The organism is Peptoniphilus sp., assembly GCF_034090345.1.
GTDB lineage: Bacteria > Bacillota > Clostridia > Tissierellales > Peptoniphilaceae > Peptoniphilus.
This window is the reverse complement of record NZ_JAXDSS010000019.1, coordinates 1-16847: the sequence shown is the minus strand read 5'-3', so window position 1 is coordinate 16847 and position 16847 is coordinate 1. Positions and strand designations below refer to the sequence as shown.

Genomic DNA, 16847 nt, shown 5'->3' with positions numbered 1-16847 from the left:
AAAGTTTCCTAAAAACAGATTTAAAATTGAAAAAGAAAAAAAGAAGAGAGAGGCTAAGGCCCCTCTCAATTTAACATGGGACTATACTTATGCTAGACAATCAGATGATATTGTGAGTGGAATTAAAGAACTTCCAGGCGTTGATGTAGTTTGTCCTACATGGTTTTCTGTAGCTGATAGTTCAGGAAATATAATAGATAGAGGAAGACAGGATTATGTAAAAAAATATAATGATTTGGGAATTGATGTCTGGGGATATTTAGATAATTCTTTTAAGGCTGATTTAACTACTGAATTTTTAAGTAAAAGTTCTTCAAGAGAAAAGGCTATAGAAAAAGTTCTCTCATTAACTAAGCAATATGGCTTAAAGGGAATAAATATAGATTTTGAGAATACAAAGATAGATGATAGAGATGGGATAACACAATTTGTAAGAGAATTAGCTGGAGTATTCCATGCGCAAGATTTAATTGTCAGTATAGATGTTACACCACAAATATCATCCAATGTTAAAAAAGAACCTTATGATAGAAAAGAGCTTGGTAAGATTGCTGACTATGTCATGTTGATGGCATATGATCAACATTGGTCAACTTCTGATAAAGCAGGTTCAGTTGCAGAATATAATTGGGTTGAAGGTAATATAAACTTAGTTATTAATCAAATACCGCAAGAAAAATTGATATTATGTGTTCCATTTTACTCAAGATTATGGAGTGAAGATGATAAATCTTTAAAGAGTGATGCATTATCAATGGGACAAGTAAATAAAATACTTCAAGAAAAAAATGCGAAAATAGATTGGGATATAAAAGCAAAACAAGACTATGCTGAATATACATCTAATTCGAAACATTATAAAATTTGGGTGGAAAACTCTGAATCAATAAAGTGGAAGACATCTTTAGTTGGGAAATATGGGCTAGGTGGAGTTGCTAGTTGGAGAAAAGGATTTGAGACGGGAGATATTTGGCAAACAATAAAAAATGTTTTAAATGATATTCAAAATGTTTAGTCCATTGTTTGACAAAAGCGTTAATGAGATATAAAATACTTTTATAACTTGATAAGGAGCGTGTTATTATTTTAGCTGAAACACATAGACGAGTTGTCCGAAGAGTTAATGAAGAAATAAAAAAAGAATACGGAATAAATTTAAATATAGATAAACTTACATGGGGTTCTGTAGCCCCGGATGTATTGCCTTATTATAGAATGATAAGACATTATAAAGATGAAAGCATAAAGTATATTTCAAAAGAAATAGTGCTTTTAGTACATTTATTCAGGTATTCTAAACTTGAAGATTTAACTAAAATTCAAAATAATTATTTTTCAAGAAAATTAGGTATAATATCTCATTATTTATGTGATTACACTTGTTATCCTCACGCATATAGAAAGACTTATATGGGAAATATGAGAGAGCATATGTTGTATGAGTCTGAATTAAATAGATATTCTGCAACACATGAGTTTGAGAAGTTGGAGTTTGAAGCGTTAGAAGTATCTAATGATTCAAATTTAGCGAGTATTGTTGAAGTATACATTGAGAAAATAGTTTCAGAATATATGTCTTGTGATCCTAATTTTTCAAATGATTTAAATTTTGGGTTCTTGCTAGCTTATAAAATAACATCATTTATAATTGAAACAATTCATTCTTATAATGAAGAAATGAGTTATCAGTTTATATAAAATAAATTTGTTGTTAAATTCTCCTATCTTGAAGATGGGAGAATTTTTTGGGGGAAAAAATGAGGAATAATTCAGAAGTAAAAAAATTAGACTTAAAAGAAACACAAATGGCAATTAAATCTTTAAAAGATTACTTTCAAAGAGATTTAGCTAATACATTAAATTTAGCAAGAATTTCAGCTCCAATTATGGTAAGACCTGAAACAGGTATGAATGATAATTTAAGTGGAGTTGAAAAAGCTGTAGGCTTTGATTTCAGAAAATATGGAATTGGTGTTGAAATTGTACAGTCACTGGCAAAATGGAAAAGATATGCTTTAAAAGAATATGGGTTTAAATATTATGAAGGGTTGTATGCTGATATGAATGCTTTACGACCTGATGAAGAACTTGATTCTATTCATTCAGTTTATGTTGATCAATGGGATTGGGAAAAAATAATAAAAGCAGGAGATAGAAATATAGAATTTTTAAAATCTACTGTTAGACAGATTTTTGAAGTATTTAAAAGAGCTGAAGAATATATAAATCAAGTATATCCATATGTTCTTTCAAAAAAACTACCGGAAGAAATTTTCTTTATTACTTCTGAGGAGCTTTTGAATAAATATCCTAATATGACTTCTAAAGAAAGAGAAAATGCGATAGTAAAAGAAAAAAAAGCAGTATTTATAATAGGAATAGGTGGAAGGCTTTCAAATGGAGAACCGCACGATTCAAGAAGTCCAGATTATGATGATTGGTCACTTAATGGAGATATTTTATTTTGGGATCCTGTAATAAATAATGCTATGGAAGTATCGTCAATGGGAATTCGTGTAAATGAAGAATCTTTAAACAATCAACTTAAAGTAGCAGGAAGAGAGCATTTAAAAGAACTTGCATATCATAAGGGAGTTCTTGAAAATACTTTACCACTTACAATTGGCGGAGGAATTGGACAATCTAGATTATGCATGTATTTTCTTGAAAAGAAGCACATAGGCGAAGTGCAAGCTTCTGTATGGGATTTAGATACTATTGAAGAATGTAAAAAGAATGGAATAATTCTTTTATAAAATGGTAGGTTATTTTAAATTTGATAACACAACAGATGATAAATATTGTATAATAATATTATCTGGAGGAAACTAATGGAGCAACTTTATATCAATGGAGAACAATTGAATCATAAATTTTGTTTAAAAGATGTCAAGAGATTTTTGATTGAGAAATTTTTATATGACAATGATTCTGAATCTCTAAACATACTTCTCAATATTTATCAAATTGAGGAATCTGTTAATAATATATGCCCAACATATATATCTTTAAAGCATTTAAAAAAAGATATATTAAAGTTTTTGAAGGATAAAGAAGGAATAGATTTAATAGCTAATAATTTAAGTAGCCTTATACATGATGATGTAAATAGATTTGAATTATATCTATATCTTGAGGGATATAGATCTGGAATAAGTGCTAAAAAATCTGTAAATCTTCTTGAAATAATGACTTGTAAATATTTTACAATTGAAGAATTATACAATATGAAAAAGTTATTTAATAAAGAAATTTTAAAACCTGAGATCCTTGAATTAAAAGCTAAAGTTCTAAATGATTTTAAAAATGATTCTAACGTAAAGAAACAAATATATGATTTAGTTTTTAAATTCAATCTAAAAGTTTTAAAGAGAAAAGTTTATAATTTAAATGCTCATGTCGATAAGCAGTTAGTATTTAACTTGGACGGTGGTAAAAAATTTAAAGAAACTAATTCTAATTTGACAAGAAGAGAATTAAAGGGACTGAATAAAAAAATCGTCAAATTCCTATACTTAGATGGAATAAGAATTTTTGAAAATGCTTATTGGGAAGGAATTAATGACCAAGTTATAAAAAGATACAAATAAAATTTTGTATCTATAGAATTTATAGAGTATTTAATGAATAAAAAACTAAGAGTGATCTTAGTTTTTTTTATAGGATAAATTATGAGAATATTAGGAATAGACCCAGGTTATGCAATTATCGGATATGGTATTATAGATGTAATCGGGAATAGTTTAAAGCCTGTTACTTATGGAGCTATTACAACTGACAAAGATTTGACATTTCCAAAAAGACTTGAGAAAATCTATATAGAGTTAACAGATTTAATAGAAAAATATAAACCAGATGATATAGCATTTGAAGAATTATTTTTTAATAAAAATACGAAAACAGCTATACAAGTTGCAGAAGCAAGAGGTGTGGAAATTTTAGCGGTAAAGTTACACGTTGAAGAAATTTATGAATACACTCCTTTACAAATAAAAGATGCAATTGTTGGATATGGCAGAGCTGAAAAAAGACAAGTGCAAGAAATGGTAAAAATGATACTTGGTTTAAGTAAGATCCCTAAGCCGGATGATGTGGCAGACGCTTTGGCTGTTGCAATAACGCACTCGTCTTCAGTTAAATTTAAAGAATTATTTAGGATGGAATAATGTTTGATTTTATAAAAGGTGAAGTAGTTGAGATAAACGAAAATCACTGTACAGTAGAAACTAATGATTTTGGATATGTTTTATACATGCCAGAAAAAGAAATTACAGAACTAAGTTATAAGCAATATAAGATTTTTTTGCGTTTGATAGTGAGAGAAGATAGTTTGACATTATATGGGTTTTTGACAAGAGAAAGTAGAACACTATTTGATTTATTGACATCTGTTTCATCTGTGGGGCCAAAGGTTGCGCTTGGAATTTTATCAGCTATATCATTAGATAATATAGTTTATTCAATTAGTGTTGAAGATGCTGATATTTTAACACAGGCTCCTGGAGTAGGTAAAAAAACTGCTCAAAGAATAGTTTTGGAATTGAAAGATAAAATAGCAAAGTACAGTTTTAATATAAAATCTGAAAGTGTATCAACTGTTGTTGATAATGATGGAGTTATAGATGCCTTAGTTTCTTTAGGATATAGTAGTTATGAGGCAAAAATAGCGCTGTCAGGAGTGGATAAATCGATAAGTATATCTGAACAAATAAAATATGCCTTGAAGAATCTAGGCAAGTAAGGATGAATTTATGGAAAACAATAGGTTAGTAAAACCAGAATTTGGGAGCGAAGATGTTATTGTAGAAAATAGTTTAAGGCCTAAAAAATTGGATGAATATATAGGTCAATATAAGGTAATTGAAAAACTAAATATTTTTATAGAAGCTGCTAGGAACAGACATGAGTCATTAGATCATGTGTTATTAAGTGGCCCTCCGGGGCTTGGAAAGACGACACTTAGCAATATAATAGCTAATGAAATGGGAGTAAATATAAAAGTTACAAGTGGTCCGGCAATAGAAAAAGCTGGGGACTTAGCAAGCATTTTAACAAATCTTGAAGAAAATGATGTGATTTTTATAGATGAAATTCATAGAATTCATAGAACTGTAGAGGAAATATTATATCCAGCTATGGAAGATTATGCTTTAGATATAATAGTTGGAAAGGGACCATCTGCCAGGTCTATAAGACTTGATTTACCAAAGTTCACTCTCATTGGTGCTACAACAAGAGCTGGACAGTTAACTTCTCCTCTTAGAGATAGATTTGGGGTAATATTAAACCTTGAAATGTATGATTTAGATTCTCTAAAGGAAATAATAGTGCGTTCTGCAAGGATTCTTAACATAGGGATAGATGAAGAAGGTGCAATAGAAATAGCTAAGAGGTCTCGTGGAACTCCAAGAATAGCAAATAGATTATTAAAAAGAGTAAGAGATTACGCTGAAGTAAGAGAAAGTGGAGTAATAACAGAAAATGTTGCTAAAAAAGGGCTTAACCTTTTAGGGATTGATGGCTATGGATTAGATGGTTTGGATAGAAAGATTATAATGACTATGATAAGTAACTTTCAAGGAAGACCGGTAGGTATTGATGCTATAGCAGCTTCAGTAAATGAAGAGAGAATAACTATAGAAGATGTATACGAACCATATTTACTACAAATAGGATTTATTAATAGAACACCTAGGGGAAGAGTAGCAACTAAATTAGCTTACGAGCATTTTGGGTTGGATTATAAAGAACAGGAGAGTTTTATATGAAAAGATTGTTTTTAATTTTAGCTTTAATTTTTATTTTGCCTGCAAAAGCTTATGCTGAAGATAATTATTTCGAAATAAAAATAGGAAATTCAGCAAATAAATTTGAACTAACATCAGATAAAAATTTTCATTTAGTGGATAAAGAATTAAATGAGATTCATGATTTAGGTGTAAAAAGTATAAGTGCAGAATTTGTAGATGGCAAAATTATTTTAAAGTCAGGAGATAAAATTTTATCAGAAAATTTTCCTGCAAAGGGTGAATTTAAAATATCAAGTGAAAGCTATATAAAACTTAAAAATAAATACAGAGGATATTTTCATTTTGAAGTTGAAAACAATAAATTAAATGCAATCAATTATATAGAATTAGAGGACTACTTAAAGGGAGTAGTTAATAATGAATTAGACTATTCTCATCCTATGGAATCCTTAAAGACTCAAGCTATAACATCAAGAACTTTCGCGATGTCAAACAAAAATAAGTATATCAAAAAAGGGTATAACTTAACTGACACAACATCTTCTCAAGTATATAGAGGTCAAAGTTCAGAACATGAAAAAACCACAAAAGCAGTAGATGAAACTAAAGGGATGTATTTAGCTGTAGATTCAAAACCGATATCTGCTATTTTTGGGGCATCTTCCGGGGGTATAATAGCTGATGCGAAAGAAGTATGGGGCGGAGATTATTCATATTTAAAGAGAAAAGAAGATCCTTATTCTGATGATTATAAATGGAGTTTAAAGTTTTCTAAAGAAGAATTTATAAACAAGATAAAGAGCAAGTATCCATTAACAGAGATATATAGCATAAATATTTTAGAAACTGACAGCTCTGGGAGAGTAAAACTGTTGGAAATTTTAGGTGATAAGACTTACAATATAAAAGCTAGTGAACTTAGGAATCTTCTAGGAGCAGCAAAGATGAAGAGTACATTATATGTAGTCCAAACTGAAAATGATATAGTATTTAATGGCAAAGGTTATGGACATGGAGTTGGGCTAAGTCAGTATGGAGCAGTAAACATGGCAAAAGAAGGGAAAGGATATGAAGAAATTCTTCAATTTTATTTCCCTGGAACTAAATTAATAAAATAGAAAAGAGAGAAATGAAAACTTCAGATTTTAACTACTATCTTCCAAAGGAGTTAATAGCTCAACACCCATTGGAAGATAGAACTAATTCAAGACTATTAAAATTAAATAGGGAAAATGGTGGTATAGAGCATGACCATTTTTACAATATAATAAATGAGCTAAATAGCAGTGATGTACTTGTAATTAACAATACAAGAGTAATCCCTGCTAGAATATATGGGCATAGAAAAGATAAAGAAGAACTTATAGAATTTCTTTTATTAAATCATAAAAATGATACTTGGGAATGTTTAGTTAAACCGGGTAAAAAAGCTAAAATAGGAACTGAAATAATTTTTAGCGATGAACTAAAAGGTGAAATTATAGATATTTCAGAAGATGGCAATAGATTTATAAAGTTAGAATATGATGGCATATTTGAAAATATTTTAGATAAGCTTGGAGAAATGCCACTTCCACCATATATTACAGAAAGACTTGAAGATAAAGATAGATATCAAACGGTCTATTCAAAATATAGAGGTTCTAGTGCTGCTCCGACAGCTGGGCTACATTTTACAAAAGAACTTTTAGAAAAAATAAAAGAAAAGGGTGTAGAAATAGTAGAAGTTACTTTACATGTCGGGCTTGGAACATTTAGACCTGTAAAAGTAGATAATATAGATGAACATAAAATGCATTCAGAACATTATGTAGTAACTAAGGAAGCGGCAGAAAAAATAAATAATGCCAAACAAGAAGGTAGAAGAATTATAGCAGTTGGAACGACATCTATAAGAACGTTGGAAAGTGCTTGTGATGGAGAAAAGTTAGTTCATGGTTCTGGAGATACAGATATATTTATCTATCCGGGATATGAATTTAAAATTGTGGATGCACTTATAACTAATTTCCATTTGCCTGAATCAACCTTAATAATGTTAGTTGCTGCTTTTACATCAAAAGAAATAATATTAAACGCATATCAAGAAGCTGTAAAAGAAAAATATAGATTTTTTAGCTTTGGGGATGCAATGTTTATAAGATAGGAGATATATGTTTAAATTTGAATTAGAAAAAACATCTAAGGACTCTAAAGCGAGGTTGGGGAAAATAATAACTCCGCATGGAGAAATAGAAACGCCTATATTCATGCCTGTTGGTACAAGAGCAACTGTAAAAACTATGACCCCAGAAGAAGTTAAAGACCTAGGCTCACAAATAATATTGTCAAATACTTACCACTTATTTTTAAAGCCAGGAATGGATATAGTAGAAAAAGCTGGTGGACTTCATAAATTCATGAATTGGGACAAACCTATATTGACAGATAGTGGTGGATTTCAAGTATTTAGTTTGAGCGGAAATAGAAAGATTAGTGAAGAAGGTGTTGAATTTAGATCCCATATTGATGGTTCTAAAAAATTTATTTCACCAGAGGTTTCTATAGATATACAGAATATTTTGGGTTCAGATATAATAATGGCTTTTGATGAATGTGCACCTTATCCTTCAAGTTATGAATATATTTATGACTCAATGATGAGAACTACACGTTGGGCTGAAAGATGCAAGATATACCATAAAAGAGAGGATCAGGCTTTATTTGGTATAATCCAAGGTGGAATGTATAAAGATTTAAGAGAAGTTTCGGCTAAAGACTTAGTTGCTATGGATTTTCCTGGATATGCAGTAGGAGGACTAAGTGTAGGAGAGCCTCTTGAGTTGATGAATGAGATATTAGACCACACAACTGAATTTATGCCTCAAGATAAACCAAGATATTTGATGGGAGTTGGAACTCCTGATTATTTATTTGAAGCAGTCGAGAGAGGTATAGATATGGCAGATTGTGTATTACCTACTCGTATTGCAAGAAATGGAACGGTAATGACTTCAAATGGTAAGTTGGTAATAAAAAATGCAAAGTATAAAGAAGATTTTTCGCCACTTGACCCAAAGTGTGATTGTTATACTTGTAGAAATTATTCAAGAGCATATATAAGACATCTATTTAATGTTGATGAAATATTAGGACTAAGACTTGCTACAATTCATAATTTGAGATTCTTAATAAAATTGATGGAAGATATTAGAGAATCTATAAGGGGAGATTATTTCTTACAATTTAAGGATGACTTTTATAGAAAATATGGATATAATAAATAGGAGAGGAGAGAAACATGCAAGATTCTAGTACAATGTTAGTAACATTTGGACCTCTTATACTTATGATGATAGTATTTTATTTCTTATTGATAAGACCTCAAAAGAAGAAACAAAATGAGATCCAAAGTATGAGAAATAACATAAAAATCGGAGACGATGTCATCACAATTGGCGGCATTATGGGAAAAGTATTGCTAGTCAAAGAAGACTACGTAGTAATTGAAACTTCATCTACAAAGACAAGACTTGATGTTATGAAGTGGGGAATTGGTTCGTTAGCTTCTAACAAAGCACAATAATGGGAGGTACTTATGAAACACGTAAAAACTCTTACAAACAAGAGGCTTAAAGATACTTATGAAAAAGGCGGATGTGGAGAATGTCAAACATCATGTCAATCAGCTTGCAAGACTTCTTGTACAGTTGGTAATCAAAAGTGTGAAAACGAAGCAAAATAGGGTTGGAAACAACCCTATTTAACTTTGGAGGAAGAAATGAGAGATATTCATAAATTTTATTTAAATAGAAAATATATTGTACTGGATGTAGCTAGTGGCTCCGTACACATTGTAGATGAGTTAGTATATAATGCAATAGATTTTGTAGAAACACAAGATTTAGATAATTCATATAAAAAAATAAGAAAAAAATTCTCTAATAAATACACAGATGTAAAAATTGAAGAAGCTATTTCTGAAATAGATTATTTGATAGAAAATGAAATGTTATTCGCAGAAGATTTAAATATAAAGACACCAGTTTATAACCCACAAAATATAGTAAAAGCTATGTGTTTACATGTTGCACATGATTGCAATTTAAGGTGTAGATACTGTTTTGCTTCTCAAGGAGACTTTAAAGGCGAGAGACTTTTAATGGATGAAGAAACAGGTAAAAAAGCATTAGATTTTTTATTACAAAATTCAGGTAATAGAAGAAACCTAGAAGTTGATTTCTTTGGTGGAGAACCACTTATGAACTTTGACTTAGTAAAAACTTTAGTAAAATATGGAAGAGAAGAAGAAAAAAAATATAATAAAAATTTTAGATTCACCCTAACTACTAATGGAGTATTGTTAGATGATGATAAAATTGACTTTATAAACGAGCATATGTCAAATGTAGTTCTATCTTTAGATGGAAGAAAGTCGATAAATGACCATATGCGTCCTACAATATCAGGCAAAGGTTCATATGACATAATCATTCCTAAATTTAAAAAGCTAATAGAGGCTAGAGGAAATAAAGACTATTATATAAGAGGGACTTTTACTAGCGAAAATTTAGATTTTTCAGAAGATTTAAAAGAGTTTTATAAATTAGGATTTAAATCTACTTCTATTGAGCCTGTGGTAACAGAAGACAGCCAAGCTTATGCTATAAGGGAAGAGCATCTTCAAAAAATTCTTGATGAATATGAAAAAATGAGTAGGGATTATATAGAAATTAGAAAAGATGACCCAGACTTTAAGTTTTTCCATTTTATGATAGATCTATCAGGTGGACCATGTGTTATAAAGAGAACTGTTGGTTGTGGTGCTGGTAGTGAATATATAGCTGTGACACCAGAAGGAGACATATTCCCATGCCATCAATTTGTAGGAGAAGAGGAATTTAAGTTAGGGAATGTAAATACAGGAATAGATAATCCAAAGATAAGAGATGAATTTAAATGCTCCAATGTATTTACTAAAGATGATTGTCCAACTTGCTGGGCTAGATATTATTGTAGTGGTGGATGCCATGCCAATTCACATTATACAAACAATAATTTGAAAAAGCCTTATAGAATAGGTTGTGAAATGGAGAAAAAAAGAATTGAATGTGCAATTTCAGTTCTTGCAAATGAAAATGAATAAGCTAGAGGTTCTATAAATTATTATAGGACCTTTGTTTTAATGTGAAATTTTAAATCTGAAATTAAACTAATTAAGATAATTAAAGAATAGCTGAAGAATTCTTTTATCATACTCAAATAGTGATTTTAAGTTGTAGATATGTTATACTTTAAGACATGAAAATGGTGATATTATGGAAAAATGGTTTATAAAAAGTGGAAAATCTGATATAAATTTTGATAATTTAAATTTATCAAATTATATGAAGAAAATATTATCAAATAGAGAATTAGGTACTGCAGAAAATGTGCAGTCTTTTTTGAATCCTGATATTTCAAATCTACACTCTCCTATTTTGTTGCCTGATTTGATAAAGGCAACGAATTTAATAATGCAAAATATAAGAGATGAGAAAAGAATAAGAATTGTGGGAGATTATGATGTAGATGGAGTTACATCTACATTTATATTATGTAAAGGTCTTAGAAATATTGGGGCAAATGTTGATTATAAGATTCCTCATAGAGTGGAAGATGGATATGGAATTAATGAAAACATAATAGATTGTGCTAAAAATGATGGAATTGATTTAATAATAACTTGTGATAATGGTATAGCAGCTATAAAAGCTTTAGAACATGCTAATAATTTAGGAATTAATGTTATAGTTACAGACCATCATGAAGTTCAATATGTAGATGGTGTTGAACAGTTGCCAACTGCTATAGCGGTAATTAATCCTAAGAGAAGTTCTTCTAAATACCCTTTTAATGGGATATGTGGTGCTGTTGTTGCATTTAAGTTAATTCAGCAATTATACGTTATCAATGGTAAAGATGAAGAAGAATTTATGAATGAATTTTTGCCTTTTGCAACTATAGGAACAGTTTGTGATGTAATGAGTTTAGTAGATGAAAACAGAAATATAGTCGCTGAAGGAATCAAAAAGCTTAATGAAACAACAAATATTGGATTAAAAGCTATGATAGAAGCTTGTCAAATAGAAGGAAGCCTAGATGTTTATCATATTGGATTTATAATTGGACCAACTATAAATTCTAGTGGAAGGCTAGAAAGTGCAGAATTATCTTTGGAATTATTTCTAGAGAATGATTATTCTCAAGCTATGGTAATGGCAAAAGAGCTCAGAGAATTAAACCAGAAAAGACAAAAACTTACTGAAGAAGGATATTTAAAAGTAGATAAATTAATAGAAAAATATGAGCTAGATAAAAAACTTAGGATTTTAATGGTAAAAGAAACTTCAATTGATGAATCTATAATAGGAATTATAGCTGGTAGAATAAAAGAAAAATACAATAGGCCTACATTGGTGTTTACAAAAAGCAAAAACTTTCTTAAAGCATCCGGAAGAAGCATAGAAGAATATGATATGTTTGAAAACTTGGGAAAATACAAGGACAAGTTTAGGGCTTTTGGCGGACATAAAATGGCTTGTGGACTTAGTATTGACGAGGATAGATTAAAGGATTTTATTGTAGATGTAAATAATAATTCTAATTTAGCAAAAGAAGATTTAGTAAAAAAAATATATATAGATAGTGTAGTTCCTTTAGAGGATGTAAATTTTAATATGATTTCTGATTTAGAAATATTAAAGCCTTATGGAAATGGCAATCCTAAACCTATATTTGCAAGTTTAAATTTAAAAATTTTCAATTTTTCTGTTCTGGGGAAAAATAAAAATGTCTTAAAATTTGATGTATCTGATGGCAAAAATGTCAGGAGGGGACTCTATTTTAAAAACGTTGAAGAATTTATATTTGAACTTGGTAATGAATTAGGATTAATAGATGAAGTTTATAAGATAGTGGATAATAAAAATAATAGTATTTTAGTTGATTTAGTATACACCCCTGTTATAAATGAATTTAGAGGTGTAAAAAATGTAGAACTTCGTATTTCCAGTATGAGAGTTAGCAAAAAGAAATTATAGATTGGTGATAATATGATTGGAAAACTGATAGAAAAAATTAAATCTTACAATCAAAATGCAAATTTTGAACAAATAAGATTGGCATTTGAAATAGCAAAAAAAAATCATGAAGGACAAAAGAGAAATTCAGGTGAAGATTATATAATACATCCTTTGAATGTTGCTATGATTTTAGCTGAAATGAATATGGATACTCCAACTATAATAGCTGGTTTGCTACATGATACTATTGAAGATACTGAAGTAACTTTTGAAGATGTAGAAAAAAATTTTGGTATTGAGATAGCTTACTTAGTCGATGGAGTGACTAAATTAAAAAAATTAAATTATAGAAATAAGCAGGAAAAGCAAGCTGAGAACATTAGAAAAATGGTATTGGCTATGGCTAAGGATATTAGAGTTATCATTGTCAAGTTAGCTGATAGGCTCCATAATATGAGAACTTTAGAATATATGACTGATGCTAAAAAGCATGAAAAAGCTCTTGAGACTATAGAAATTTATGCTCCTATTGCTGATAGACTTGGTATTAGCAAGATAAAATGGGAATTAGAAGATTTATCTTTAAGATATATTGATCCAGACAAATACTATAAATTAGTAGACATGGTAAACAAGAGAAGACAGGAAAGAGAAGACTTAATAAATAGGATTATAGCGGAATTAAAACAAAATTTAACAAAATTAGGGATAGTTGCGGATATAAATGGAAGACCTAAGAATTTTTATTCTATTTATAAAAAAATGGAGTATAAAGGCAAAAATTTTGAAGAAATATATGACTTATCGGCAGTTAGAGTTCTTGTAGAAGATATTAAGGATTGTTACGGGGTCTTAGGCGTTGTTCATACTCTTTGGAAACCTATTCCGGGCAGGTTTAAAGATTATATAGCAATGCCAAAACCTAATAAATATCAATCATTGCATACAACAGTAATTGACAATCATGGAGAGACTTTTGAAGTTCAAATTAGAACTTATGAAATGCATCAAACAGCTGAATATGGTATCGCTGCACATTGGAAATATAAGGCAGGGGTTTCAAAAAGTACAAGTTTTGATGAAAATTTAACATGGTTAAGACAACTTTTAGAATGGCAAAAAGATTTAAGTGACCCTAATGATTTTATGGAGACTTTAAAAGTGGATTTCTTTGCTGATGAAGTATTTGTATTTACACCTCAAGGCGATGTAATAAACTTACCTGAGGGTTCTACACCTTTGGATTTTGCTTATAGAATACACTCTCAAGTAGGAAACACTTGTACGGGTGCAAAGATTAATGGGAGAATTGTATCTTTAGATTATAAGTTAAAGAGTGGCGATATAATAGAAGTTATCACAAATTCTAATTCAGGACCTTCCCATGACTGGTTAAAGATTGTAAAGAGTCCACAGGCTAAGAAAAAGATAAATCAATATTTTAAAGTTAAAGATAGAGAAAAGAATATTGAAAGAGGAAAAGAATCTTTAGAAAGAGAAGTAAAAAAATTAGGATATAAACCTTCTGAAGTTTTAAAGGAAGAATGGCTAGAAGAAATTAGAAAGAAAATTAATTTACTTTCAGTTGAAGATTTATACGCAGCAATAGGCTTTGGATCGGTTACAGTTGCTCAAGTAATGACTAGAATTAAAGATTTTTATAATATTGAGCATAAAAATGATAAATTAGAAAATATACCTTTAAAAACTGAACCTAATAGAATTGCCAAAGGTGGAGTTGTTGTTGAAGGTGTTGATAATTTAAAAGTTAGATTTGCTAAGTGCTGTAATCCTGTTCCAGGTGATGACATTGTTGGGTATATAACTTTTGGCAGAGGGATTTCCGTACACAGAAGAGACTGTACAAATGTTTCAGATATAGAAAATGACCCAAGATTTATAGAGGTTAAGTGGGATACTAAAGAAGGAGATAGTTATAGTGCTCAATTTGAAGTTAGGGCACTTGATAAGGCCCATGTAATAGGAGATGTAGCAAATAGGATAAATGATTCTAAATTAAGTATGACGGCTTTAAATGCCAGAACTAAAGATGGAGATTTATTTGTTACAATAACTGTCGATATAAAATCAATAGAAGAGCTATCAAGACTTATTGAAAAGATAAAGAGAATAGAGCATGTATTAGATGTATATAGAATGAAGGCATAATTATGAGAGCAGTTATACAAAGAGTAAAAAGAGCATCAGTAGAAGTTGAAGAAAGTATTGTAGGCAAAATAGAATATGGACTATTAATTTTATTAGGTGTTGAGGCAGAAGATACCGACGAAGATTTTGAATATATTTATAAAAAATCTACCAACTTGAGAATATTTGATGACGAAAATGGAGTAATGAACTTAAGTATAAAAGAAATTGATGGCGAAATTTTAGTAGTTAGTCAATTTACATTATATGGCGATGCGAGAAAAGGAAATAGACCATCCTATGTAAGAGCGGCAAAATTTGAATCAGGAATAAATTTCTATAATAAATTCATAGAAAAACTTAAGGCAGATTCTTTAAAGGTAGAGAGTGGAGAATATGGAGCGGATATGGATGTTGAATTTATAAACCATGGCCCAGTTACTATTTTGTTAGATAGTAGAAAGGAATTTTAATATATGGAGAGAAAGTTTAAAATATTAAGGCTTACACTTGGTTCATATGCGACGAATTGTTATATTCTTTTTTCAAACGAAGAAGCTATAATAATTGACCCAGCGGCAGAAGCTGAAAAGATAATTAAAGCTATAGAAGACAATAATTTAAAACCAACTAAGATACTTTTAACGCATGCACATCCAGACCATTTTGGAGCTTTAGATGAAGTTAGAAATCATTTTGGGATAGAGGCTTATATTTCTAAAAATGATGAAGAAATGTTAGAAATAAGGTCTAAGGAATTAAATATGATGTTAGGAACGGATTCTTACCTAAAAGTTGAGCATTATTATTCTGAAGGAGATATTATCAATTTTTCCGGAGGAGATATAAGAGTTTTGGAAACTCCTGGGCATACACCAGGCGGAGTTTGCCTATTAATAGATGATATATTAATTTCAGGAGATACATTGTTCTATGGTTCAATAGGTAGAACGGATTTACCGGGAGGAGATTACGACACTCTAATGAGCTCATTGAAAAAACTAACTAATTTGAATGACGATATTTTAGTTCTACCAGGGCATGGGCAAGAAACTCAATTAGGTTTTGAAAAAATCTATAATCCATTTTTGCAAAGACTATGATAAAAATAGAAATAGAGAACCAAGGTTTAGTGCATGAAATTTATGAATTTTTAAGAATAATATTTCCCTCATACGAGAGGGAAAATTTTATGTGTGTAAAAATAGAAGATGAGTTATTAAAAATAAATAGTGACAAATATAATTTTGTAATTCCTATAAAAAAATCAACAAATTTACAAAGATATTTAAAGTTAGAGTTAATTAATCAACTCAAAGAAAATCAATTAGAAGTTCCTAAATGGGGAGTTCTTCACGGAATACGCCCTTTAAAATTAATCTATAATCTTCTTAAGGATATGGATGAAGACGATGTTAGGAATTATTTAAAGAAAGAATATTCTATATCAGATGAAAAGATTAATTTAGCTTATGAAATTTTAAATATTCAAAAGGATATAATAAGTGAAAATATAGATAATTATAGTGTATATGTTCACATACCATTTTGTCCTAGTAAATGCACTTATTGCTCATATCATACATTAAATAGTAAATCTAGTATGGTTGAAGATTATGTAAATAAACTTATCGAAGAAATAGAATTCGAATCTAAATATTTGAATAAAAATCCAAGTAGTATTTATATAGGTGGAGGAACACCGACTTCAATAGGTGTTAAAAACTTAAATACTATTATTGAAACTCTAAAATATAGCTTTGGAGATACAATAGAATTTACAGTAGAGGCTGGAAGGGTTGAAACACTCACTGATGAAATGATTGAAATGTTATCAAATCATGATGTTGATAGAATAAGTATAAATCCTCAATCTATGAATTTTAAGACAGTTAAGTCGATAAAT

The 16847-nt window shown here is 29.7% G+C and carries 18 protein-coding genes; all 18 read left to right on the top strand.

Annotated features, from left to right (window positions below; genetic code table 11):
* The coding region (locus SOR77_RS01780) for a glycosyl hydrolase family 18 protein (protein WP_320635493.1) at nt 1–1015 on the top strand (1015 nt) is incomplete at its 5' end.
* A gap of 65 nt (nt 1016–1080) precedes the next feature.
* The gene (locus SOR77_RS01775; RefSeq protein WP_320635494.1) at nt 1081–1698 is read left to right on the top strand and encodes a zinc dependent phospholipase C family protein; all 618 of its coding nucleotides are present in this window, start codon (nt 1081–1083) and stop codon (nt 1696–1698) included.
* Between the two features lie 59 nt (nt 1699–1757).
* Entirely contained in the window at nt 1758–2756 is a 999-nt protein-coding gene (gene asnA / locus SOR77_RS01770) for an aspartate--ammonia ligase (RefSeq protein ID WP_320635492.1), read from the top strand.
* A 75-nt stretch (nt 2757–2831) separates the two neighbouring features.
* Complete coding sequence (locus SOR77_RS01765; protein WP_320635491.1) at nt 2832–3590, top strand: hypothetical protein; 759 nt, start codon at nt 2832–2834, stop codon at nt 3588–3590.
* 81 nt (nt 3591–3671) lie between these two features.
* A complete protein-coding gene (gene ruvC, locus SOR77_RS01760; protein ID WP_320635490.1) occupies nt 3672–4166 on the top strand; it encodes a crossover junction endodeoxyribonuclease RuvC in 495 nt (164 codons plus the stop codon).
* Complete coding sequence (gene ruvA / locus SOR77_RS01755; RefSeq protein ID WP_320635489.1) at nt 4166–4741, top strand: Holliday junction branch migration protein RuvA; 576 nt, start codon at nt 4166–4168, stop codon at nt 4739–4741. The genes ruvC and ruvA overlap by 1 nt, the downstream gene beginning before the upstream one ends.
* Nucleotides 4742–4751: 10 nt before the next feature.
* The gene (gene ruvB / locus SOR77_RS01750) at nt 4752–5768 is read left to right on the top strand and encodes a Holliday junction branch migration DNA helicase RuvB (protein WP_320635488.1); all 1017 of its coding nucleotides are present in this window, start codon (nt 4752–4754) and stop codon (nt 5766–5768) included.
* The gene (locus SOR77_RS01745; protein ID WP_320635487.1) at nt 5765–6868 is read left to right on the top strand and encodes a SpoIID/LytB domain-containing protein; all 1104 of its coding nucleotides are present in this window, start codon (nt 5765–5767) and stop codon (nt 6866–6868) included. Before ruvB ends, SOR77_RS01745 begins: the two co-directional genes overlap by 4 nt.
* A gap of 11 nt (nt 6869–6879) precedes the next feature.
* Nucleotides 6880–7896 carry a tRNA preQ1(34) S-adenosylmethionine ribosyltransferase-isomerase QueA gene (queA, locus tag SOR77_RS01740; protein ID WP_320635486.1) on the top strand — a complete coding sequence of 339 codons (1017 nt, stop codon included), beginning with the start codon at nt 6880–6882 and terminating at the stop codon, nt 7894–7896.
* Nucleotides 7897–7903: 7 nt separating this feature from the next.
* Nucleotides 7904–9016, top strand: a complete 1113-nt coding sequence (gene tgt, locus SOR77_RS01735; RefSeq protein WP_320635485.1) for a tRNA guanosine(34) transglycosylase Tgt — start codon at nt 7904–7906, stop codon at nt 9014–9016.
* Nucleotides 9017–9030: 14 nt separating this feature from the next.
* A complete protein-coding gene (gene yajC / locus SOR77_RS01730; protein WP_320635484.1) occupies nt 9031–9315 on the top strand; it encodes a preprotein translocase subunit YajC in 285 nt (94 codons plus the stop codon).
* Nucleotides 9316–9327: 12 nt separating this feature from the next.
* Complete coding sequence (gene scfA / locus SOR77_RS01725) at nt 9328–9474, top strand: six-cysteine ranthipeptide SCIFF (RefSeq protein ID WP_004821637.1); 147 nt, start codon at nt 9328–9330, stop codon at nt 9472–9474.
* 36 nt (nt 9475–9510) lie between these two features.
* Nucleotides 9511–10875: a thioether cross-link-forming SCIFF peptide maturase gene (gene scfB / locus SOR77_RS01720; protein WP_320635483.1), complete on the top strand. Its 1365-nt coding sequence runs from the start codon at nt 9511–9513 to the stop codon at nt 10873–10875.
* Nucleotides 10876–11047: 172 nt separating this feature from the next.
* A complete protein-coding gene (recJ, locus tag SOR77_RS01715) occupies nt 11048–12811 on the top strand; it encodes a single-stranded-DNA-specific exonuclease RecJ (protein WP_320635482.1) in 1764 nt (587 codons plus the stop codon).
* A gap of 12 nt (nt 12812–12823) precedes the next feature.
* A complete protein-coding gene (locus SOR77_RS01710) occupies nt 12824–14962 on the top strand; it encodes a bifunctional (p)ppGpp synthetase/guanosine-3',5'-bis(diphosphate) 3'-pyrophosphohydrolase (protein WP_320635481.1) in 2139 nt (712 codons plus the stop codon).
* A 2-nt stretch (nt 14963–14964) separates the two neighbouring features.
* A complete protein-coding gene (gene dtd, locus SOR77_RS01705) occupies nt 14965–15414 on the top strand; it encodes a D-aminoacyl-tRNA deacylase (RefSeq protein ID WP_320635480.1) in 450 nt (149 codons plus the stop codon).
* A gap of 3 nt (nt 15415–15417) precedes the next feature.
* On the top strand, nt 15418–16044 hold the full coding sequence (locus tag SOR77_RS01700) for an MBL fold metallo-hydrolase (protein ID WP_320635479.1): 627 nt from the start codon (nt 15418–15420) through the stop codon (nt 16042–16044).
* Nucleotides 16041–16847, top strand: an 807-nt coding sequence (locus SOR77_RS01695) for a radical SAM protein (protein ID WP_320635478.1), incomplete at its 3' end; no start/stop codon positions are given. The genes SOR77_RS01700 and SOR77_RS01695, both read left to right, overlap by 4 nt.

Bases quoted from the DNA above. Each gene is read 5' to 3' on its own strand.
- SOR77_RS01700 (WP_320635479.1), top strand. From the start codon at position 15,418: ATGGAGAGAAAGTTTAAAATATTAAGGCTTACACTTGGTTCATATGCG.
- scfB (WP_320635483.1), top strand. From the start codon at position 9,511: ATGAGAGATATTCATAAATTTTATTTAAATAGAAAATATATTGTACTG.
- yajC (WP_320635484.1), top strand. From the start codon at position 9,031: ATGCAAGATTCTAGTACAATGTTAGTAACATTTGGACCTCTTATACTT.
- asnA (WP_320635492.1), top strand. From the start codon at position 1,758: ATGAGGAATAATTCAGAAGTAAAAAAATTAGACTTAAAAGAAACACAA.
- tgt (WP_320635485.1), top strand. From the start codon at position 7,904: ATGTTTAAATTTGAATTAGAAAAAACATCTAAGGACTCTAAAGCGAGG.
- ruvC (WP_320635490.1), top strand. From the start codon at position 3,672: ATGAGAATATTAGGAATAGACCCAGGTTATGCAATTATCGGATATGGT.
- SOR77_RS01710 (WP_320635481.1), top strand. From the start codon at position 12,824: ATGATTGGAAAACTGATAGAAAAAATTAAATCTTACAATCAAAATGCA.
- ruvB (WP_320635488.1), top strand. From the start codon at position 4,752: ATGGAAAACAATAGGTTAGTAAAACCAGAATTTGGGAGCGAAGATGTT.
- queA (WP_320635486.1), top strand. From the start codon at position 6,880: ATGAAAACTTCAGATTTTAACTACTATCTTCCAAAGGAGTTAATAGCT.
- SOR77_RS01765 (WP_320635491.1), top strand. From the start codon at position 2,832: ATGGAGCAACTTTATATCAATGGAGAACAATTGAATCATAAATTTTGT.
- dtd (WP_320635480.1), top strand. From the start codon at position 14,965: ATGAGAGCAGTTATACAAAGAGTAAAAAGAGCATCAGTAGAAGTTGAA.
- SOR77_RS01745 (WP_320635487.1), top strand. From the start codon at position 5,765: ATGAAAAGATTGTTTTTAATTTTAGCTTTAATTTTTATTTTGCCTGCA.
- scfA (WP_004821637.1), top strand. From the start codon at position 9,328: ATGAAACACGTAAAAACTCTTACAAACAAGAGGCTTAAAGATACTTAT.
- recJ (WP_320635482.1), top strand. From the start codon at position 11,048: ATGGAAAAATGGTTTATAAAAAGTGGAAAATCTGATATAAATTTTGAT.
- ruvA (WP_320635489.1), top strand. From the start codon at position 4,166: ATGTTTGATTTTATAAAAGGTGAAGTAGTTGAGATAAACGAAAATCAC.